The organism is Achromobacter sp. CF-sbj1-Ac2-l, assembly GCF_052698165.1.
The window spans coordinates 2,089,205-2,107,874 of the sequence record NZ_CP199855.1; the positions used below are offsets into that span (position 1 = coordinate 2,089,205).

28 protein-coding genes and 1 tRNA gene are annotated in these 18,670 nt (G+C 65.7%); 19 read left to right on the forward strand and 10 right to left on the reverse strand.

Translation table 11 applies throughout. The annotated features are described in order from the left end of the window. The first annotated feature begins 3 nt into the window (after positions 1-3). The 3 genes from ACUDCK_RS09590 (at position 4) to ACUDCK_RS09600 (ending at position 1,085) form a co-directional block, all read left to right on the forward strand. Entirely contained in the window at positions 4-342 is a 339-nt protein-coding gene (locus tag ACUDCK_RS09590; protein WP_006388001.1) for an integration host factor subunit alpha, read from the forward strand. A 57-nt stretch (positions 343-399) separates the two neighbouring features. Continuing rightward, a complete protein-coding gene (locus ACUDCK_RS09595; RefSeq protein WP_054503851.1) occupies positions 400-831 on the forward strand; it encodes a MerR family transcriptional regulator in 432 nt (143 codons plus the stop codon). 177 nt (positions 832-1,008) lie between these two features. Then, positions 1,009-1,085: transfer RNA gene (locus ACUDCK_RS09600), tRNA-Pro, on the forward strand. A gap of 189 nt (positions 1,086-1,274) precedes the next feature. On the opposite strand, the gene ACUDCK_RS09605 is transcribed toward ACUDCK_RS09600, so the two are convergent. Then, positions 1,275-1,601, reverse strand: a complete 327-nt coding sequence (locus tag ACUDCK_RS09605) for a hypothetical protein (protein WP_244976916.1) — start codon at positions 1,599-1,601, stop codon at positions 1,275-1,277. A gap of 80 nt (positions 1,602-1,681) precedes the next feature. On the opposite strand from ACUDCK_RS09605, the gene ACUDCK_RS09610 reads away from it, so the two are divergent. Then, positions 1,682-1,879, forward strand: coding sequence for a hypothetical protein (locus ACUDCK_RS09610; protein ID WP_054503849.1), 198 nt, complete (start codon positions 1,682-1,684; stop codon positions 1,877-1,879). 6 nt (positions 1,880-1,885) lie between these two features. Then, on the forward strand, positions 1,886-2,161 hold the full coding sequence (locus ACUDCK_RS09615) for a DUF2164 domain-containing protein (protein ID WP_175167676.1): 276 nt from the start codon (positions 1,886-1,888) through the stop codon (positions 2,159-2,161). Positions 2,162-2,242: 81 nt separating this feature from the next. On the opposite strand, the gene ACUDCK_RS09620 is transcribed toward ACUDCK_RS09615, so the two are convergent. The 3 genes from ACUDCK_RS09620 to ACUDCK_RS09630 all read right to left on the reverse strand — a co-directional run bounded on the left by ACUDCK_RS09620 (position 2,243) and on the right by ACUDCK_RS09630 (position 3,567). After that, positions 2,243-2,680, reverse strand: a complete 438-nt coding sequence (locus tag ACUDCK_RS09620) for a hypothetical protein (RefSeq protein ID WP_240317321.1) — start codon at positions 2,678-2,680, stop codon at positions 2,243-2,245. A 210-nt stretch (positions 2,681-2,890) separates the two neighbouring features. Further along, positions 2,891-3,049, reverse strand: a complete 159-nt coding sequence (locus tag ACUDCK_RS09625; protein WP_054503977.1) for a DUF6726 family protein — start codon at positions 3,047-3,049, stop codon at positions 2,891-2,893. A 242-nt stretch (positions 3,050-3,291) separates the two neighbouring features. After that, complete coding sequence (locus ACUDCK_RS09630; RefSeq protein ID WP_116792099.1) at positions 3,292-3,567, reverse strand: hypothetical protein; 276 nt, start codon at positions 3,565-3,567, stop codon at positions 3,292-3,294. Positions 3,568-3,926: 359 nt separating this feature from the next. Between ACUDCK_RS09630 and ACUDCK_RS09635 the strand changes: the two genes are divergently transcribed. From ACUDCK_RS09635 to ACUDCK_RS09650, 4 genes are all read left to right on the forward strand, one after another. Beyond that, the gene (locus ACUDCK_RS09635) at positions 3,927-4,232 is read left to right on the forward strand and encodes an NIPSNAP family protein (RefSeq protein ID WP_006388009.1); all 306 of its coding nucleotides are present in this window, start codon (positions 3,927-3,929) and stop codon (positions 4,230-4,232) included. A 135-nt stretch (positions 4,233-4,367) separates the two neighbouring features. Then, the gene (locus ACUDCK_RS09640) at positions 4,368-5,285 is read left to right on the forward strand and encodes a PhzF family phenazine biosynthesis protein (protein WP_445659305.1); all 918 of its coding nucleotides are present in this window, start codon (positions 4,368-4,370) and stop codon (positions 5,283-5,285) included. Between the two features lie 279 nt (positions 5,286-5,564). Next, on the forward strand, positions 5,565-5,999 hold the full coding sequence (locus ACUDCK_RS09645) for a GNAT family acetyltransferase (RefSeq protein WP_049075013.1): 435 nt from the start codon (positions 5,565-5,567) through the stop codon (positions 5,997-5,999). A 53-nt stretch (positions 6,000-6,052) separates the two neighbouring features. Next, positions 6,053-6,556, forward strand: a complete 504-nt coding sequence (locus tag ACUDCK_RS09650; RefSeq protein ID WP_049075011.1) for an ankyrin repeat domain-containing protein — start codon at positions 6,053-6,055, stop codon at positions 6,554-6,556. Positions 6,557-6,575: 19 nt separating this feature from the next. Here ACUDCK_RS09650 and ACUDCK_RS09655 read toward each other — a convergent pair whose 3' ends face one another. The 3 genes from ACUDCK_RS09655 to ACUDCK_RS09665 are packed head-to-tail and all read right to left on the reverse strand — an operon-like array spanning position 6,576 to position 8,894. Beyond that, on the reverse strand, positions 6,576-6,932 hold the full coding sequence (locus ACUDCK_RS09655; protein WP_175167678.1) for a hypothetical protein: 357 nt from the start codon (positions 6,930-6,932) through the stop codon (positions 6,576-6,578). Beyond that, on the reverse strand, positions 6,933-7,886 hold the full coding sequence (locus ACUDCK_RS09660) for a succinylglutamate desuccinylase/aspartoacylase domain-containing protein (RefSeq protein ID WP_116792095.1): 954 nt from the start codon (positions 7,884-7,886) through the stop codon (positions 6,933-6,935). Between the two features lie 9 nt (positions 7,887-7,895). Next, a complete protein-coding gene (locus tag ACUDCK_RS09665) occupies positions 7,896-8,894 on the reverse strand; it encodes a Bug family tripartite tricarboxylate transporter substrate binding protein (RefSeq protein WP_054503844.1) in 999 nt (332 codons plus the stop codon). 156 nt (positions 8,895-9,050) lie between these two features. Here ACUDCK_RS09665 and ACUDCK_RS09670 point away from each other — a divergent pair, with 156 nt between their 5' ends. From ACUDCK_RS09670 to ACUDCK_RS09680, 3 genes are all read left to right on the forward strand, one after another. Continuing rightward, positions 9,051-9,914 carry a MurR/RpiR family transcriptional regulator gene (locus tag ACUDCK_RS09670; protein WP_054503843.1) on the forward strand — a complete coding sequence of 288 codons (864 nt, stop codon included), beginning with the start codon at positions 9,051-9,053 and terminating at the stop codon, positions 9,912-9,914. Between the two features lie 207 nt (positions 9,915-10,121). Next, positions 10,122-10,376, forward strand: a complete 255-nt coding sequence (locus tag ACUDCK_RS09675; protein WP_054503842.1) for a hypothetical protein — start codon at positions 10,122-10,124, stop codon at positions 10,374-10,376. Positions 10,377-10,618: 242 nt separating this feature from the next. Then, the gene (locus ACUDCK_RS09680; protein WP_054503841.1) at positions 10,619-11,212 is read left to right on the forward strand and encodes a BPSL1445 family SYLF domain-containing lipoprotein; all 594 of its coding nucleotides are present in this window, start codon (positions 10,619-10,621) and stop codon (positions 11,210-11,212) included. 104 nt (positions 11,213-11,316) lie between these two features. On the opposite strand, the gene ACUDCK_RS09685 is transcribed toward ACUDCK_RS09680, so the two are convergent. Together ACUDCK_RS09685 and ACUDCK_RS09690 are read right to left on the reverse strand one after the other, a co-directional pair. After that, positions 11,317-11,550: a hypothetical protein gene (locus tag ACUDCK_RS09685; RefSeq protein ID WP_054432335.1), complete on the reverse strand. Its 234-nt coding sequence runs from the start codon at positions 11,548-11,550 to the stop codon at positions 11,317-11,319. Between the two features lie 100 nt (positions 11,551-11,650). Beyond that, positions 11,651-12,121 carry an Lrp/AsnC family transcriptional regulator gene (locus ACUDCK_RS09690; RefSeq protein ID WP_006388018.1) on the reverse strand — a complete coding sequence of 157 codons (471 nt, stop codon included), beginning with the start codon at positions 12,119-12,121 and terminating at the stop codon, positions 11,651-11,653. Between the two features lie 160 nt (positions 12,122-12,281). Here ACUDCK_RS09690 and ACUDCK_RS09695 point away from each other — a divergent pair, with 160 nt between their 5' ends. The 5 genes from ACUDCK_RS09695 to ACUDCK_RS09715 all read left to right on the forward strand — a co-directional run bounded on the left by ACUDCK_RS09695 (position 12,282) and on the right by ACUDCK_RS09715 (position 15,539). Further along, positions 12,282-13,193, forward strand: a complete 912-nt coding sequence (locus ACUDCK_RS09695) for a DMT family transporter (RefSeq protein ID WP_064528659.1) — start codon at positions 12,282-12,284, stop codon at positions 13,191-13,193. Positions 13,194-13,235: 42 nt separating this feature from the next. Continuing rightward, positions 13,236-13,460, forward strand: coding sequence for a hypothetical protein (locus ACUDCK_RS09700; RefSeq protein WP_006394087.1), 225 nt, complete (start codon positions 13,236-13,238; stop codon positions 13,458-13,460). Positions 13,461-13,753: 293 nt separating this feature from the next. Beyond that, a complete protein-coding gene (locus ACUDCK_RS09705; protein ID WP_006218759.1) occupies positions 13,754-13,966 on the forward strand; it encodes a hypothetical protein in 213 nt (70 codons plus the stop codon). 148 nt (positions 13,967-14,114) lie between these two features. Further along, the gene (locus tag ACUDCK_RS09710; protein WP_175167680.1) at positions 14,115-15,221 is read left to right on the forward strand and encodes an AGE family epimerase/isomerase; all 1,107 of its coding nucleotides are present in this window, start codon (positions 14,115-14,117) and stop codon (positions 15,219-15,221) included. A gap of 102 nt (positions 15,222-15,323) precedes the next feature. After that, positions 15,324-15,539: a hypothetical protein gene (locus ACUDCK_RS09715; protein WP_006388022.1), complete on the forward strand. Its 216-nt coding sequence runs from the start codon at positions 15,324-15,326 to the stop codon at positions 15,537-15,539. Between the two features lie 95 nt (positions 15,540-15,634). Here the strand turns inward: ACUDCK_RS09715 and ACUDCK_RS09720 are convergent, their stop codons facing one another. After that, a complete protein-coding gene (locus ACUDCK_RS09720; RefSeq protein ID WP_175167681.1) occupies positions 15,635-16,567 on the reverse strand; it encodes a LysR substrate-binding domain-containing protein in 933 nt (310 codons plus the stop codon). Positions 16,568-16,715: 148 nt separating this feature from the next. On the opposite strand from ACUDCK_RS09720, the gene ACUDCK_RS09725 reads away from it, so the two are divergent. Then, positions 16,716-17,705: a Bug family tripartite tricarboxylate transporter substrate binding protein gene (locus tag ACUDCK_RS09725; protein ID WP_049074970.1), complete on the forward strand. Its 990-nt coding sequence runs from the start codon at positions 16,716-16,718 to the stop codon at positions 17,703-17,705. 2 nt (positions 17,706-17,707) lie between these two features. Beyond that, positions 17,708-18,586 carry an N-formylglutamate amidohydrolase gene (locus ACUDCK_RS09730; protein ID WP_175167682.1) on the forward strand — a complete coding sequence of 293 codons (879 nt, stop codon included), beginning with the start codon at positions 17,708-17,710 and terminating at the stop codon, positions 18,584-18,586. The last annotated feature ends 84 nt before the right edge of the window (positions 18,587-18,670 follow it).

Sequence of the window (18,670 nt, forward strand, 5' to 3'; positions counted from 1 at the left end):
ACCATGGGGAACAGTATGCTTGCCGAGCCGCGTACCCTGACCAAGGCCGAGCTGGCCGAACTGCTCTTTGAGCGGGTCGGCCTGAATAAGCGCGAGGCCAAGGACATCGTCGACACCTTCTTCGAGGAAATCCGCGACGCCTTGGCGCGCGGAGATTCCGTCAAGCTTTCGGGCTTCGGAAATTTCCAGGTGCGCGACAAGCCGCCCCGCCCGGGGCGCAATCCCAAGACCGGCGAGACCATCCCTATCGCCGCACGCCGCGTGGTCACGTTCCACGCAAGTCAGAAACTCAAGAGCGTGGTGGAGCAGGCCACTCCCGCAGCGCCAGATGCCGAGGAGTGATACGCTTTGTCGGTAATTGTTATCGGCACTCGACGCATCGCGGCATAGAATTCTCTTATGACACGTACCGAATCCACCGTTACCTTACCGCCCATTCCCGCCAAGCGTTACTTCACCATCGGTGAGGTCAGCGACCTGTGCGGCGTCAAGCCGCATGTGCTGCGGTATTGGGAGCAGGAGTTCACGCAGCTCAAGCCGGTCAAGCGGCGCGGCAACCGCCGCTACTACCAGCATCACGAAGTGCTGCTGATCCGTCGTATTCGTTCCTTGCTGTACGAGCAGGGCTTCACCATCAGCGGCGCGCGCAACCGCCTGGGCGATGCGCGCGACACGCCGCACGATCAGGACGCCGCGGTGCGTCTGACTGGCGCCGAGATGCAGGCCCTGCGCAACGAGTTGGGCGATGTGTCGGCGATGCTGGCCGAGGCCCTGGGTTCGGCCGCGACGGCTTCGAACGACAATGCGGTGAGCGTCAACGCCACGGCCTGAGCATGGCGGTGCATTGCACCGTCGTCTATCCGAGTTGATGGCCCCGCGCCATGCGCGAGCCTTGCCTGTGAGTGTTGCCGGCATCGCGTAAGGCACGCAAATTTTTTTGAGTATTCGGCACTTTTTTTGCACCAATGCGTGCAAACAATTTTTAGGTCTGCTATACTCTTTTTCTTTCGGGGCGTAGCGCAGCCTGGTAGCGCACTTGCATGGGGTGCAAGGGGTCGCGAGTTCGAATCCCGCCGTCCCGACCAGCAATACCCTAGGGGGTTAGTGATGAAAATCACTAACCCCCTTTCTCATTTTGGGGACTTTGCGGGGACTTCGCTGGGGCTATCTCGGGACTCTTCGTCAAGGCGGGGCGCTGTCGACGCAGGAAGCGCGGCGAAGCCGGCTCGGATGACATTCTCGGCATATAGCAGCAGCCAGTCCGCCAAGTTGGGTCACTTGTCCAGCCACTGTATCCACCACCCTTGGTAGTACCTACAGCCTGCAATCTCCTCGAAGCCGACCACCATCGTGCCGCGGTCGGAAGCGAAGGTCAGGAGTTGGGGTTCCAGTAGGTCGGGGATGGCGCTGGGCACCGTGGCGCCGAACTTCGCCAGCGCATCCATGGTCATGCGCGGAACGTGCCGATTCAGGCCTTTGTGAAGCATCGAATACATACGGACCAGGCCCACTACGGGCTGGCCGGGATCATTGTCGCGGCGGCGCTCGCCGAGATGGTGGGTGCGTAGCACGCTGCACTGGAATTGCACGGTCTTGCTCAAAAATACTGTATGTTTGTACAGTATAATTTGGTCTGAGATCGGTGCAATTAGGCCCCGATTTCGGCCATCGGGGGCGGCGCATGGCGGACGCAGCGGAATGGGTGCAGAGGAACGAGTACTACTGGACCGGCCCATCGGGCTGGACGATCTGTCGCGTGTTCGTGGACGGCATGTGGCAGTACGAGTTGTGGTTCAGCCGCGGCGAAGGTGGCACGATCTACGGCATGCGCGCGTCGCTGGCTGCGGCGCAAGAGCTCTTCAATCAAAAGCTGAGGTAAAGCCCCATGGCCATCGAGCTTGAACGCGGAGTCCGGGACACCGCCATTGCATCCATTCAGCGCTACTTCGACCAGAACATGGAGGAGAGCATAGGCAATATCGCGGCTGGCGCGCTGCTTGGATTCATCCTGGAAGAGATCGGACCAAGCATCTATAACCAGGCGGTCGCGGATGTGCAGGAGCGGCTTCAAGAGCGTGTCTCCGAACTGGACCTGGAGGTCCACGAAGAGGAGTTCGCCTATTGGCGCAAGCACGAAGCCGGCAAGTCAGGCCGCAAGTGATGTGGCCTGCATGGGCGGAGGGCCAAGGCCGCGCGGGCGTGAGTCAGAAACTAAATTCCGGGCGCAACCCGGTGCGCACCATCAAAAGCGGAATCCGCTGATGTATTCCCCGCACGAGTTGTAGCTGATCTTGCCGTTGGTCTTCATGTCATAGCGCAGCACGGTGCCGGCCTTGTCGGTATAGAAGATCACCGCGCAGTCGGTGTATTCGGGAACGTAGGCACTGTACGAGCCGTATGTCGTGCCCATCGGGCCGTTGGTGGAATAGCCCCGGCCCTCGTAGTGACCGGGGTGGTAGCCATAGACGTACGTATAGCTCGTGGTCTCGTCATCCACCTTGTTCACGAACGGCTTGGCGCCGGTTTCCGGCGGCCAGGCGGGCAACATCTCGCTGATGTTCTTGCCCACCTGGGCATCGAGCTTGTTGCGCGTGGGCGAGTAGATGGACAGGCCCATGCACGCGGATAGCGTGAAAGGCAGGAGCGCGGCGGGCGCAATGCGGCAGATGCTTTTTAGCATTTGGAAGCCTTGGGTCGGGCACATTGGGTGCGCGAGTATAGGCAGCGCTTTTTGCCTTTGGGAAGGCAAAAAAACCCGCTGAGTACATCGGTAAAGTTTCGTTCCAATAGTCAGAAGGCCGTCAGGCTGAGGCGGATATTCTTATGCGTTTGTTCGCCTGGCGCGGGCGATCTCCACGCGTGTTTTCCGCTCCGGTTGGCGCAATGGCGGTCAGTCGATCACCTCCGCGCAGGCATCGGTCGGAGCTGCGGCGACGCCGCCGACCACCGGCACGATCTTGATGACCGCGGACGTGACACGGCAGGGCGCTGCGGCGAGGCCACAGCCGGTACAGAGCAGGCAGAGCAGGGAAATCAGCAACCACTTCATGGCATTCGGCGAGGGATCGGCGCCGCGATAGCGGCCGGGACGCAATGCCTGGATTCTGCGCCGCGGGCAGCTCGTGAATAGTGGGGAATTGAGCGGCGAATGTAATGACGTTTGCGCGGCCTCGGACAGGATGTAACTCGGAACGCCGGCCTGCCTCTCTTTACGGGCCTGGCGCGAAGTGGCGGCGCCCATGCTGGCTCCGCCGTCTTCGGGCCGTTGTCGCTACCCTGGAGGGGTATATGTCAGCCCCGCGCCCGCAGCCTGGCGGCCGCCGACAGGGCGAGCTGCAGGACCACGGCGATGCACAGCGCCGCCAGCATCGAGTCCAGCACCATGTTGTCCCATAGCCGCGGCGGACCGACGCGGAACTGGATGGTGTCGAACACCATGCCGGCGGTGAAGCCGGTGGCCGCGATGCCGCGCCAGCCGCGCAATGGCACGCAGCGCAGTGCCAGCAGCACGGCGAGGGTCAGGACCCACAGGCGCGGTTCCAGGAGCTGGGTGAGAAAGTAAGCCAACGAGGCGTCTCCGGATGGACGGGATGTGTCGCGACGGGGCCGGGCACAGAGCGGTATTTTTAACCCACTTCGGCCGTTTTGGCCGGGCGGAGTCAATCCTGGCCTGCAGCGCGATGCGGTTGCCCTCGCTGTCGCGGATCTCGGCCACCAGCCAATCGCCCGCCGGGGCCTTGGGGAACAGCACGGCGCCGCCCAGGGCGGCGGCGCGGCGCAGCGCCGCGTTGACGCGCGGGGCGGGTTGTGGGATTGTCCCAGGCCGTCGCTGCACTGCCTAGGGCCTGCGAGTGCCCTTTGGGAGGCCATGCAGGCGCCGGCGCCGGGTCGGCATCCGCTTTCCCTTCTACCCTCATGGAGTCTTCATGGTTACCTGCTATCTGCGTTACGTCATCGACCCCAGCCGCCTCAAGGAATTCGAAGCCTACGGCAAGATGTGGATTCCGCTGGTCGAGAAGTTCGGCGGCACGCACCATGGCTATTTCCTGCCGTCCGAAGGTGCCAACAACATCGCGCTGGCCTTGTTCACGTTTCCCAGCCTGGCCGAATACGAGCGCTATCGCCAGCAGTCGATGCAGGACGCGCAATGCCAGGCGGCGTTCAAGTACGCCGAAGACACGCGCTGCATCCTAAGCTATGAGCGCAGCTTCTTTCGCCCCGTGTTCGACTGAGCATTGCGCGGCGCGTGGCGGGCCTGATCCGACCACGCGCCTGTTATGCCCGGATTTCTGCGGCTCTGTGTCTGTCGCGCGGGGCGGGCGGCGCGGATAATTTTCCGCATCCGCCATCCCTTTGAAGGAACCCGCATGCGCTACCGCTACGTCACCGCCGATGTCTTCACCGAGCATGCCTACCAGGGCAACCCGCTCGCGGTGGTGCTGGAGGCCGAGGGCCTCGATACCGCGCAGATGCAGCGCGTCGCCCGCGAATTCAATTATTCCGAAACCAGTTTCGTGCTGCCGGCGCGCGATGCCGCACACACGGCCTGGGTGCGCATCTTCACGCCCGACCGCGAGGTGCCGTTCGCCGGCCACCCGAACGTGGGCACGGCGGTGGTGCTGGCGCGCGAGATGATCGCGGCCGGCAAGCCGGCCCCGGCGCGCTTCGTGTTCGAGGAAGAGGCGGGCCTGGTGCGCATCGACCTGCGCTATGGCGCGGACGGCCGCCTGCTCGGTGCCGAGCTGGCCGCGCCGCAGCCGTTGACGCGCGCCAGCCAGGTGACGGCCGAGGCCGCGGCGCGCGCCCTTGGCCTGGCGCCGGACGATATCCTGTTGTCCGAGCATGCGCCCCAGGTGGTGTCCGTAGGCCTGATCTTCCTGGTGGTGCAACTGGCCAGCCGCGATGCGTTGCGCCGTGCGCGGCCGGATCCGGCCGGTTATGCGGCATTGCTGCCGCTGGACGGCGCCCGTTCCATCTATGCCTACACCACCGATTGCGGCGCCGAGACGCCGCTGGGGCCGACCGACATCCAGGCGCGCATGTTCACCGGCCGCATGACCGAGGACCCGGCCACCGGCAGCGCGACTGGCGCCGCCACGGCATTGCGGGCGGCCCTGCGCGGCAAGGGCGAGTTGCGCCTGCGGGTGACGCAGGGCGTCGACATGGGCCGCGCCAGCCTGTTGCTGGCGCACGCCGAGGTCCGCGATGACGGCGTGTGGGCCGGCGTGGCGGGCCAGGCGGTGGTGGTGATGGAAGGCACGCTGCCGGCGCCCGCCGCGGTCTAAGCGGCCGCTTGGCGCGGCGGGCCGGGGTCGTGTATGCTGCCCGCCATGAACCGCATTCTCATTGCCCCGCCGGCCGCGCCGGCCCGGGCAGACAACCGACGAATCACTCGACGCCTGCGTTGAGTGGCAAGCCGTGTTCGAACGCCGGATCCCCGGTGTTCCCTCCAGAAGGCCACGATACCCCTCGTGGCCTTTTTGTTTGCGCGGCATGCGCGCTTTGCTTTCCAGCCATCGAGGCGTAGCGCCCGGCCTTCGTTTTTCCTTTAAGAGGAACGAAGCATGAAGCATCCCGAACTGGCCATCCGGTCTTTTCATCCGGCGGACGAAGCCGCCATCATCCAGTTGTGGACCGATTGCGGGCTGACGCGCCCCTGGAACGATCCGCGCAAGGACGTGGCGCGCAAGCTGACCGTGCAAGCCGACCTGTTCCTGGTGGGCGAGGCGGACGGCGTCATCGTCGGCACGCTGATGGGTGGCTACGATGGCCACCGCGGCTGGGTCAATTACCTGGCGGTGTCGCCGGCGCATCAGCGCCGCGGCTATGCCTCGGCGTTGATGCGGGCGCTGGAGCGCAAGTTCCTGGAGATGGGCTGCCCCAAGATCAACCTGCTGATCCGCGCCAGTAACCTGGCGGTCAAGGACTTCTATGCCAGCCTGGGGTTCCAGCAGGACGAGGTGATCAGCCTGGGCAAGCGCCTGATTCCCGATCTGTGAGCCGGGCGGTGTCTAATGGGCGCCTTCGATTCCTTTCCGATGACGGGTTTTTCATGACGACACCAGACGAACAACTGCTGCAGGCGGCGACGGCCGGCGACGCGCCGGGCGTGGCGCAGGCGCTGGCGCTTGGCGCGGGGGTGGACACGCGCAATGCGTTCGGCGCCACGCCGCTGTTCTGCGCGGCAACCGCAGGCGCGGCCGAGGCGGCGCGCCTGCTGCTGGCGCAGGGCGCGGACACGGCCTGCCGGGCGGGGCATGGATTGACCGCGTTGCATCAGGCCGCGGGCTGGGAGCACCTGGAACTGGTGGCCTTGCTGCTGGAGGCGGGGGCACAGGTGGATGCCGCATCCGACGACGGCGGCACGCCCTTGATGGCGGCCGCGGCGCGCGGCAATGCCGCCATCGCCGCGTTGCTGCTGGCGCATGGCGCCGAGGCCGACCGCCGCGACGACGAAGGCTGGAACGCCTGGGCCTGGGCCATCGAGAAGGGCGCGCAGGACGTGGCGGATCTGCTGGAGAAGGCGGGCGCCGAGCCGGCGTTCCCCGAGGCGTAAAGCCCGTCGCCCCGCGCGCTCAATCAACGCCGGGCGGCAGGCGCCACGCCGGCGGAAGGGCGGCGAACTGCCCCCAGGAGGTCCAGGGTCGTCCGGCTGCGTCCCGCGGTCGGGTCCACAGTCCCCATTCGGGCGGATCGGGAAAGCCATGCCAGAGCCGTTGGGTCAGCACCCAATGCTCGTCCTGCACGGTGGCATGGCAGACGGCTTCGGCCGAGCGCAGTTGATCCGCGGTCAGGCCGAACAGTCCCTCGGCCGGCAAGTCGCCGAACGGGATGCTTTGCCAGCCGACGGCCACCATCCCGCGGACATGGAAACCCTGCCGCTGGATGTCAGCGGCGGCGTCGTCCAGGTCCCAGGGATGGGGCTCCCACATTTACATCGGCTCGGTCAGGTACACCGCTTCACGGCCGACGATGGGCATGCGGGTCGGCATGAAGATGGTGCAGTTGTCGCACGGCGAGCGGATTTCCTCGCCGGCGTTGATGGCGATGAGCTCGCCCTTGTTGAACACCTCGAAGCCCAGCAGCGGCCGCGTGAAGGTGAAGTCCTCGGACTTGACCATGTGCACCTCGAGCAGCCGGAACGGCTGCGCGGGCGCCGCGGGCGCGCTGTTGGCCGGGGCGTCGATCAGGCCCAGGTGCGCGAGGAAGCGCAGCGTGACGTCGGTGGCGAGCAGGGCGGCCGATTGCGCGAAGTGCTGGCCGCATTCGACCACCAGCGCGCCGCCGCTGTCCGAAGCGGGGTCGCCATGACGGCCGTAGTTCAGCACGCCGGTGCCGGGGAAGCGGCCGGCCGGCATCACCAGTTGCACCGCGGGGGCGCCGACGGCGGCGGCCAGCGCGGTGTTGCGGTCCATTTCCGGATAAACCCAGAACGGCTGCACCGGCGCCCGCGTCGAATGGATATCGAGCACGTAGTCGGCCGCGTCCAGCACCGGGCGCAACTCGCGCGCGCGCCGCAGCTCCGGGCTCTGCTCGCTGCCGTCGAGCCATTCGGGCGACCAGATGCGGTTCAGGTTGTGAACCAGTTGGCGGTTTTCGTAGGGATTATCAATGTCGAAGGCGTTGTACGCCTCCATGTTGGCAAAACTCACGGTGAGCGTGCCGATCTTCGGGCGCACGCCCGTATCGAGCAGGTGCGTGGCCGCCACCATGCCGCAGATCTCGTTGCCGTGCGTCAGAGCGTTGACCAGCACATGCGGGCCGGGCTTGCCCGACTCGAAGCGGTGCACGTAGTCGATGCCGGTGTTGCCCTGGCGGTAGGCGGACAGGTCGCGCGGCAGGACCTCGAGGGGCGCGGTGTCGGGGGCGAAAGCGGGGTGGGTCATGTGGGGATCCTATTCCGGACGGATGCCGGCGCGGTCGATCAGGTCTTTATACAAGGCCAGGCGCTGCGACATCATGTCGGTGAATTGTTGGGGCGTCTGCAGTTCGGGCGGCAGCGCGCCGCTCTTTTCCAGCGACTGCACGGTGCTGTCCTGGCGCGCCGCGGTCTGCACCGCGGCCAGCAGTTTCTGGGTGATTTCGGGCGGGGTGCCGGCCGGAGCGGCAAGGCCGATCCACGACATCGCGTTCAGCACCGGGTAGCCGAGTTCGGCGAAGGTGGGCACGTCGGGCAGCGCCTCCTGGCGCGTGGGCGCGGCCACGGCCAGCGCGCGCATCTTGCCGGTCTGGATGTGCGGCAGGAAGGGGGCCAGGTTGTCCAGCGCGAACTGGGCCTCGTTGGCCAGCAGCGCATTCAGCAGCGGCGCGCCGCCGCGATAGGGCACGTGCACCGCGCGCAGTTGCAGGGTGTGCTTGAGCAGCTCGGCGTTCAACTGGCCCATGCTGCCGACGCCGGCCGTGGCGAAGTGGACATCGTCCGGATGCGCCTTCAGGTAGGCGACGAATTGCGCGAAGTCCTTGACGGGCAGGGCGGCGCTGGTGACCAGCACATTGGGCGTGCGCGCCAACTGCGAGATGGACGTGAAATCCTTGATCGGGTCGTAGCCCAGGTTGGGATGCATCAGCGGATTGGCCAGGTGCGAGCTCTGCGAGGACGCCACCAGCGTGTAGCCATCAGGTTTGGCGCGCGCCACGCGCTGGCTGCCGATGGCGCCGCCGGCGCCATCGCGGTTCTCGACCACCACGGTCACGCCCAGGATCTTGCCCAGCACTTCGGCGTAGAGGCGGCCGACCAGGTCGACCGAGCCGCCGGCGGGGAAGGGCACGACGAGGGAGATGGGGCGCGACGGATAGGCGTCGGCGCGCGCGGACAGCGGCAGCAGGGCGGCGGCCATGCCCGCGATGAGCAGATTGCGGCGGGCGGGCGACGCGGCCTCGGATGGGTGCTTCATGAAGCTCTCTTGTGGTGATGAACAGTTCAGTCTATTCTGCAAAGAATATTGCAGAACTAAATATAGTCTGCAATGAACGTTGTTGAATTTGGGGTTATCACCTAGGGCCCGTGCGAGGCATTCCAAGGTGGAAACCGGCCCAGGGACCTTGCCATCATGAATCTGCATCAACGCATCGCCGCCTACGACCGGAAGCTGACCAAGACCGAACGGCGCCTGGTCGAGGACATGCAGGCGCGCTACCCGCAGGGCCTGCTCGAATCCGCGACCGCGCTGGCGCGCAACGTCGGCACCAGCGCATCGACGGTGGTGCGCCTGCTGGCCAAGCTCGGCTACGACAGCTATGCCCAGGCGCAAATGCAGGCGCGCGCCGAACTCACGGCGCTGTTGGCCTCGCCGGGCGAGCGCGCCGATGCCGTCAGCGTCGACAATCCGTCGGCGCAGGCATGCCTGCGCAATGCGTTGCTGCATGACCAGCACAACCTGGAGACGACCTTCGCCTCGATCGACGTGGCGGCGTTCGAGGCAGCGGTGCGGCTGTTGACGCAGCGCCGCGCCCGGGTGCATGTGCTGGGCCTGCGCCAGGCGGCGCCGCTGGCCAATCACATGGCGCTCTATCTCAACCTGTGCCTGCCCGACGTCAAGGCGATGGCCGCGTCGGGGTCGATGTTCCTGGAAGACCAGTTGCTCTGGCTGGAGCCGCACGACGTGCTGCTGGCGTTCACCTTCCGGCGCTATTCGGTGGCGGCGGCCAATGCCGTCAAGGTGTTCCGCGAACGCGGCGGCAAAGTGGTGCTGATCACCGATTCCGCCGCCGCGCCCGCTGCCGCGCAGGCACACCACGTGCTGTTGGCGCGCACGTCGAGCGCATCGCCGTTCGATTCCCATGTGGCCGCGCTGTCGATCTGCAATGCGTTGCTGGCGGCGGTGGCCCTGCGCCGGAAAAAGGAACTGGCCGCGACGCTGGAGCGCGGCGAGGCCTTGTGGGATTCGCAGTGGATTCACCCGCCGGCGCGTTGACGCGCCGCGCTTTGCATGACGCGCGCCGGTTGGCGCGCATATCCTGAAATGCCTCGAATTGCCCCGGATTCAAGGGGTTTTCGCGCTTGTCCAGGTGCATCGGCACCAGCTCATCTAGTACGCCATAACCCCTTGAAAACATTGCTTTTCAAGCCAAATTATTTTTGGCATATTGCGGCCGGGCAAAGCAGATTCAGGAGCGCAGGAATGAACCCGTGGCCGCAACGTCACATTGACGGCTTCGAAGTGATGTGTGAGGTGGTCAGTCTCGATGCCGGGGCGTTGGCGATAGAGGTCAGTGTGTCGCGGCCCGGCGAAACGGACTTCCAGCAGCGTTGGCCCTTGCCGCGTTTCGTGACGTTCGTGGACGCCGGTGTTGCCCGTCGGCACGCGGAACTGGTGTTGTCCGGCATCGTGTCGGTCGACCCGGCGACGGGCGAGCCGCGCTACGGCATTCTGTAGCGCGTGGTCGCCAAGCGGTGTCGATTGGCTTGCAGTCTGGTATCGAGACGAAGATTGACATACCAAATGTTGCCGCGCGCGGCGTGGCGCATGCATGTGCCGTCATGCGCCGCCGCCGCGCTCGGCACGATTTCGCGGATGGCGGCACGGTAGGTTTTGTTTCCTTTATCACAAGATGTGCCTTGCGCCCTTGTGTGCGCTCGGTACAGTGGACAACGGATGACAACAAAAAGGAGAGTTCCATGTTCGACACTTTTCCTCGTTTCCGCCGCGTCGGCATGGCCGCCGCGACAATCAGCGTCGCCGGCCTGCTGTTCGCCGGTTGCACCACCACCACGCCGCAGTCCAATGCCACGGCATCCGAACAACGGCAATCCATCAACAGCGCGGCCAACGCATCGCTGGGCAAGCTCTACCAGGCCGCGCCGCAGTCCAAGGATCTGGTCGCGCGCGCCAAGGGCGTGCTGATCTTCCCTGACGTGTTGAGCGGCAGCTTCTTCATCGGCGCGCAACACGGCAAGGGCGTGCTGCGCGTGGGCGGCGCCAACGCCGGCTACTACAGCACCACCGCCGGCTCGATCGGCTTCCAGGCGGGCGCGCAGTCCAAGGCGATGTTCGTGCTGTTCATGACGGACGAGGCGTTGAACAAGTTCCGCAACAGCAATGGCTGGACGGTGGGCGCGGACGCCACGGTGGCGGTGGTGAACATCGGTGCCAACGGCCGTATCGACACCAACACCGCGCAGCAGCCGGTGGTGGGTTTCGTGCTCAACAACGGCGGCCTGATGGCGGGCGTGTCGCTGGAAGGCACCAAGATCGCGAAGATCGATATGTAAGGATCATCGATGCCCGGATAGTCACGTCCGGGCCATGCCGATGCCTGTGAGAAAAAAATGCCGCGGTGGCCAGCCGCGGCATTTTTTTGTGCGGGGTCGACGCGTCAGCGCAGGATGTCGTCGCCGTGATTGCGCACGGCGCTCTCGCGTTCGATTTCCGCGGCTTCGATCTTCGGATCCAGGCCGCGCCACCGCAGGATGCGGCCGCGTTCCTCGGCGGGTTCCCAACCCAGGATGCCGTAGCGCGTGATCTCGGTTTCGCCGGTGTCGAACGCCACTTCGAAGTAGCCCTGACGATCGGGTAGCGTGCTGCCGGGGAACCATTCGGTTTCAGGCATGGTGTGCTCCTTGCTAAGCGATGGAGGGACGCCGGCGCCGGCCGGAACCGGCGGCGGACCTTTTCATTTTGGGCTGGCCGGGGCGATCCCGCAAGCGCCGTCAACCAAGCGGCACGGCGGTGGTGTAGAGCACCTGCTTGAGCGCGAAGCTGGAGCGGATGCTGGCCACGCCGGGAATGCGCGTGATGTGTTCGACGATCAGCCGCTCGAGCGCATCGACGTCGGGCACCAGGGCGCGGATCAGGTAGTCGGCGTCGCCCGACATCAGATAGCACTCCATGATTTCCGGCAGCACCGCGATTTCGCGTTCGAACACGTCGAGCGCGGCCTTGCGCTGCTTGTCCAGCGAGATCTGGATGAACACGTTGACCTTCAAGCCGAGCTTGCGGGCGTTCAGCAGTGTGACGCGGCGGTCGATCAGGCCTTCGGTTTCAAGCCGGCGCACCCGCGCCAGACAGGGCGAGGCCGACAGATTCACGCGCGCGGCCAGCTCGACATTGGTGAGCCTCGCGTCGCGCTGGAGTTCGTTGAGGATACGGATGTCGGTGGCATCCAGGTTGATATCCGGCATAAGAGACCTGTAATTGTGTAGAGAACCATGCACTTGTGCTGAGTATGCATGGTATGGCGGCAAATTGAGGTGAAATATGCTGGGGTTTACCCTATAGACTACCGCTTTCTTTGGCGAATCGGCCAAAGCACGGAATATTCAAGCGGTAGCAGCAGTAGCGATGAGTCAGCACAGTACCTTGCGCAAGTTCTTGCCCCTGGCCGGGGCGGTCATGATCTGGGGCGGCAACTGGCCCGTCATGAAACTGGGCCTGGCGCACATGAGCCCGTTGTGGCTGGCGGCCAGCCGGTTCGGGTCGGCCGCGTTGATCAGCGCGGCGGTGCTGGCGCTGCTGGGACGGTTGCGGTTGCCGACGCGCCAGGAATGGCCGCTGGTGGCGGGCGTGGCCCTTTTGCAGATGGGCGCGTTCACCGCGCTGGCCTTGTGGGCATTGCAGTATGTGGCGCCGGGACGCGCATCGGTGATTGCCTACGCCACGTCGATCTGGGTCATTCCGCTGTCGTCGCTGGTGCTCAAGGAACGGCTGTCGCCGGCGCAGTGGCTGGCCACCGCGCTCAGCTACGCGGGCATCGGCGTGATCGTCGCGCCGGCCTTCAGCCCGTGGCAAGCGCATACCGTCATCGGCCTGGTGATGCTGCTGGGCGCCTCGTTTGCCTGGGCCTGCAACATCATCCAGTTGCGCGGCAATCGCCACGTGCGCCTGGGCGCCGACATGATTCCGTGGCAGACCGCGATCGCCACCGTGCCGCTGGCCGCGCTGGCCTGGCTGCGCGACGGCGCTCCGGCATTCCTGGGCGTGCCAGACGCCTGGCCGGTGATCCTGTACACCGGGCCATTGGCCACGGCGCTGACCTTCATCGTGGTGCTGGGCATGACGCAGAAACTGCCGCCGGTGGCGACCTCGATTGCGATGCTCTGCGTGCCTGTCATCGGCCTGATCGTGTCGTCGGTGGTGTTCCATGAACACCTCTCGCCAGACCTGATGCTGGGCCTGGGATTGATTGCGCTGAGCGTGGCCGCGTCGGCCGCGGCGGCGCGCGTGAAACGTCCGCTGGCGCTGCGGCCGTCGTAGGAGCGGCATGCTATCGTTGCGGTATTGAACTGAGAGTCACGCATGGCATTGCATCGTTTCGAGAAAGGCGAACTGGGACATTGGCTGCGCATCGTTGCCGACAATTCGGAACCGGGCGCCGTCCAGACCACCGTGCCCGCGCATGTGGCCGAAGCCTTGCAGACGCTGCGCTGTATCGATCCCGGCCCCGACGGCGCCTGGCGGATCACTGAAAAGGGCAAGCTGGCGCTGCGCATGGAAGAGCCCGGCGCCATCCATCTGCGTTAATCCCGATTTCCACTGCATGTTTGTGACGGCGTTGGCGCGTCACGAATTGGTGCATTTATTGCGAATGTCTGCGCGTTCCAATCGAGCGCGCGGCCGGGCTCATCCAGATGGGCTACGGGAATCTCCTGAGACGGTTTGTTCGATTTGGCAGCGTCCGGACGTATCGCCGCCAGCATGTCGCCGGTAAGATGAACTTGCGTGACGAATTCAGGTCTATTCATTTGCGCGGGAATTCTGCACCCGCTACGTCACGCGTGGTTCACGCGTTTAGGTAACCGACTGGGAGGTAGCACATGCAGCATCGTGACCAGGAAGTACTGATCGACGTTTCCACAGCGGCCATGGATACCGGCGGATATGGCGTATTGCTGACGGTAACGGCTGAGGGCGGCACCGAAGTGGATGCCGCGTTTTCCCACTTGGGCAACTGCGCTTCGTTGGACGAAGCACGCGATCGCGCGGAAATATTCGCGCAGAACTGGGTCGAGGAAAACATCTTCCGATAGGCGCTCCGCGCTTGAAGGAAGCTGAACGGCTGTACCGGTCTGTGTGCGCATGACGCTCAGAATGGCGTTCCAGAGATGGCGGCGGAAATTTCGGTTATCGTCGCTGCTTCAAAACAAATGGCTCTCATCGGGCCTGCGTCATTCCAAGATGACTGCCGCACAGACCAATTCCGCGCTGGCGGAGCACATCAACGCTTTTCACGAGCATTTCGACTCGGTCATCCTGCCCATGTGGATGGGGCGGGGCTTCAATGACGCCTTGGGTCTTCCCTTCGAATCCCTGGATGCCGCCACCGGCGAGCCGCTGCCCGCCGAGCGCTATCGCGCCATGGCCTGCGCGCGTCAGTTGTATGTGTATGCAGGCGCGCCGGGCGCCGCCGCGGGCGCGCATGCCGACCGCTTGTTCGCCTCGATGTGCCGCGTGTTCCGCGATGAGGAGCATGGCGGCTGGCGCTACAGCGTGGATGCGGACGGCCGGCCGCTCGACCCGACGCAGGACCTGTATACCCATGCCTTCATTGTGTTCGCCTGCGCCGCGTATTTCCGCCGTTCGCGCAACGCGCAGGCGCGCAAGCTGCTGCTGGCCACGGCCGAGACCATCGAATCGCGCTTCAGGATGAGCGACGGGCGCTATCAAGCCGCGCTGAGCCATGATTGGGGCGAGGCGTTGCGCGGGCCTGCACAGAATCCCATGATGCACCTGACCGAGGCCTACCTGGCCGCGGCCCAGGTAGCTGAGCCGGCGCTGTTCGCGGCCCGCCTGCGCGGCCTGGCGCAGGTCATGAGCCAGGTGTTCCTGAGCGCGCCGACGCAGTGCATTGCCGAACTGCCGCAGGGCACGCCTGGCAATCGCATCGAGCCGGGCCACCAGTTCGAGTGGCTGTCGCTGGTGCGCGAGTCGGCCGAGGTGTTCGACGGCCTCGATCTGCTGGAGTCGCTGCCGCGCGGCGTGCACTGGGCCCGTGGCCACGGCGTGGACGCGGGGGGCGTGCTGGCCGCACTGGACGAGCGGGGCGCGGTGCTGGACGACACCCGCCGGATCTGGGCGCAGACCGAGTACCTGCGCGTGCTGGCGGTGCTGGGCGACCTGCCGGCGTTGAACCAGGCGCTGGCCGGCTTTCGCGCCCGTTTCCTGCACCCCGGCGGCTGGTACGAATGCCTGGACCGTGAGGACGCGGTGGCGCGGGCGGATATGCCGTCGACCTCCCCCTACCACCTCGCAACCTGCCTGGCGGCCTTGCCAGCCGTTGTTTAATTGCGCCGTTAACAATTTTTGTCTAACCGGGAATAGGTTTTTATAGAAAAAAATTGGTGAAATCCCTTACAATTTGGTAACCAAGTTATTGGGGAAGCATCAATGAGCGTTATGTGCTTGGCTTGCCAACGCATCAACCCCGGGTTGGCGGGTGTCGCACCGCATTCGCACCTGGGGCATCAGGGATTCACCAACCCGACTCAGAAGGGCCGTGAGGAAAGCCGCGAGGACCATTTTCGCTGCTTGAACTGCGGCGCGAAGTGGCTGCGCGAGACGGACAAGTGGGGCGTGGACCTGGGATTCAAACTGGCGCCCTGACGCGCCGCAACACGCCGGCCGAGAGGCCGCGAATCGCCTGTCATGATCGGGCCCCTGTCGGGGCCCGTTTTGTTTTGTAACGTATCGTCGTAATTTCAGGCCGGCGGCTCGACTGTGGCTTCGGGATCCTGTCCGGCGGTATCGAGAAGCCACTCGCGGAAACAGGCCAGGGCGTAGTGGTCGCGCCGTTGCGGCGGGGCGCACAGGTGATAGCCGCGCGCGATGGCGATGCGCAGATCGGGGAAGGGGGCGGCCACGCGGCCGGCCTGCAGGTCGTCCTGCACCAGGCAGCGTTGCAGCACGGCGATGCCCATGTCGGCCATGACGGCGCGCACCAGGATGCTGACCTGGTCGAAACCGCTGGCAAGCTTGAGCGGGGCTCGGCGCACGCCAGCGGCCTCGAACCAGCGGTCCCAGTTGTCCTGGCCGTTGGCGTGGTACAGCAACGGCTCGCCGAGCAGGCCCGCGGGGCTGTCCCACAGGCCCGCGGCACGACGGGCGGCCAACCGGGCGGGGCTGCAGATGGCGATCATTTCGCGGCCGATCACGTAGTCGGCCTGCCAGCCAGGCCATTGGCCGGCCACGCCCGAGAGGATGCTGGCGTCGGGCGTGGCGCCCGAGAAATCCTCGGTGCGGCGGTAGGCCGCGAAATCCAACTGGATTTCGGGATGGCGCCGGTGGAAGTCGGGCAGGCGCGGCACCAGCCACGCGCTGGCCAGGGTCGGCACGCTGGACAGCGTCAGCCGCAGGCGGCGGTCGTCGGCGCGCAGTTCGGCGCTGAGCGCCTCGATGGCCTGCAGCGGCGCCAGGCCGCCTTCGTAGAGCTTGCGGCCGGTTTCGGTCAGGGTCAGCCCATGGGCGTTGCGGCGCATCAGCGGCTGGCCGAAATGCGCTTCGAGCCGCGCGATGGCGCGGCTGACGGCGCCCTGGGTCACGCACAGGGTCTCGGCCGCCTGCGTGAAGCTGCCCAGCCGCGCCGCCGTCATGAAGGCGTGCAGTTCGGACATGGACGGCGAATGCAGGCGCATGGCGCGACGGGTTCCAGCAGGGCGCGAGCGCGGCCCTAGCATGAGCGTTGGTAATGAAGGCGTGCAATATAGTCGTTTGAAAGCGGATCGTAAAGTTCGGACACTGGCGGCCTCGCAGCAAGCCCTGCACCTTTTCCGGAGTCGCTCCATGTCCCGCCGCTTTTTCGGCTGTTCCGCGCGCATCGCGCTTGCCGGCGTCTGCGCCGCGCTGTCTTTCGCTGGTCCGGCGCACGCCGCCGACTATCCTTCCCGCCCCATCAAGCTGGTGGTGCCGTTCGCCGCGGGCGGTTCGACCGACATCGTGGCGCGCCTGGTGGCCGAGTACGCCGGCCGCGACCTGAAGCAGACCATCGTGGTCGAGAACAAGGCTGGCGCGGGCGGTTCGCTCGGCATGGAGCAGGTGGCGCGTTCGACCGCCGACGGCTACACCATCGGCATGGCGACGATGAGCACGCACGGTTCCAATCCGGCGGTCTACCGCAAGATGAACTACGACCCGCTCAAGGACTTCGAGCCGGTGGCCAACGTGCTGGCCGTGCCCAGCATCTTCGCGATCAATCCGCAGGTCCCCGCCAAGAACATGGCCGAGTTCGTCGCCCTGGCCAAGGGCCAGGCGGACAAGTACAGCTTCGCCTCGCCGGGCGTGGGATCGCTGGGGCACGTGAACATCGAGAACTTCATGATGCTGGCCGGCATCAAGCTGCTGCACGTGCCGTATCGCGGCGCGGGCCCGGCGCTCAATGACGTGATGGGCGGGCAGGTGGACGCCATCACCGACAACCTGTCCTCGACCTTGCCGCAGGTGCTGGGCGGCAAGCTGCGGCCGCTGGCGGTGTTGGGCGCCGAACGCTCGCCGCTGCTGCCGGACGTGCCGACCTATATCGAACTGGGCTATCCCGACATGGGCACGGGCGGCTGGTTCGGCCTGGTGGCGCCGGCCGGCACGCCGCCGGCGGTGGTCGAGCGCTTGAACCAGGCCGTGCGCGCGGCGATGCAGGATCCGGAGTTCCGCAAGAAGGCCGAGGACGTCGGTGGTACGCTGATGCCGACCACGCCGCAGGAATTCAAGGTCCAGATCGAACAGGCCCTGGCGCGCTACGCCAAAGTCGCCAAGGCCGCCAACATCCAGGCTGACTGACGATGACGAACGCCGACTTCCAAGCCGTTTCCGTGCATGCCCCGACCGCGCCGGCGCTGCCGCTGGTGTGTGATTCGCCGCACAGCGGCGAGCGATATCCCGCCGATTTCGGCGCCGCGGCCAGCCTGGCGCAACTGCGCCAGGGCGAGGACACGCACGTGGACGCCTTGTGGTCGGCGGCGCCGGCATTGGGCGCCACGCTGGTGGCGGCGCACTTTCCGCGCGTCTACATCGATCCCAACCGCACGCTGCGCGATCTGGATCCGGAGCTGCTGGCCGAGCCCTGGCCCGAGCCGCTCGACCCCGGCGAGAAGACCCGCCTGGGCAAGGGCCTGATCTGGCGCCGCATGGACAAGGTCACGCCGATCTACGACCGCAAGCTGTCGCTGGCCGAAGTGCGCCACCGCATCCAGGCGTATTACGAGCCGTACCACGCGGCGCTGGCGCAGGCCATCGAAACCGCGCAACGCGATTTTGGCGCGGTTTGGCACCTGAACCTGCACTCGATGCCGAACGACGCCTACGAACGCCTGGGCCGGGAGAGCGCGCATCCGCTGGCGGACTTCGTGCTGGGCGATCGCGACGGCACCACCTGCGAACCGGAATTCATCGCGCTGATCGAGACGGCGCTGCGCGACCGCGGCTACACGGTGGCGCGCAACGATCCCTACAAGGGCGTGCAGTTGATTGCGCAGATCGGCCAGCCGGCGTTGAACCGCCACAGCCTGCAGATCGAGATCCGGCGTCCGCTGTACATGGACGAGGTTACGCGCGAACGCAATGAGGGCTTCGAGCCGCTGCGCGCGGACCTGTCGCAGGTACTGGCGCAAGTGGCGCAATATGTGCGCTCGCGCATGGCCGCCGTATCGTCGACAAAATAGACTCGGTTGAATATTGTGTGGCCGCTCGGCCGCGATTGAGATCAATCAATCGCGGCCGCGCCTCCGCTTAAGTTTCCCGACGCC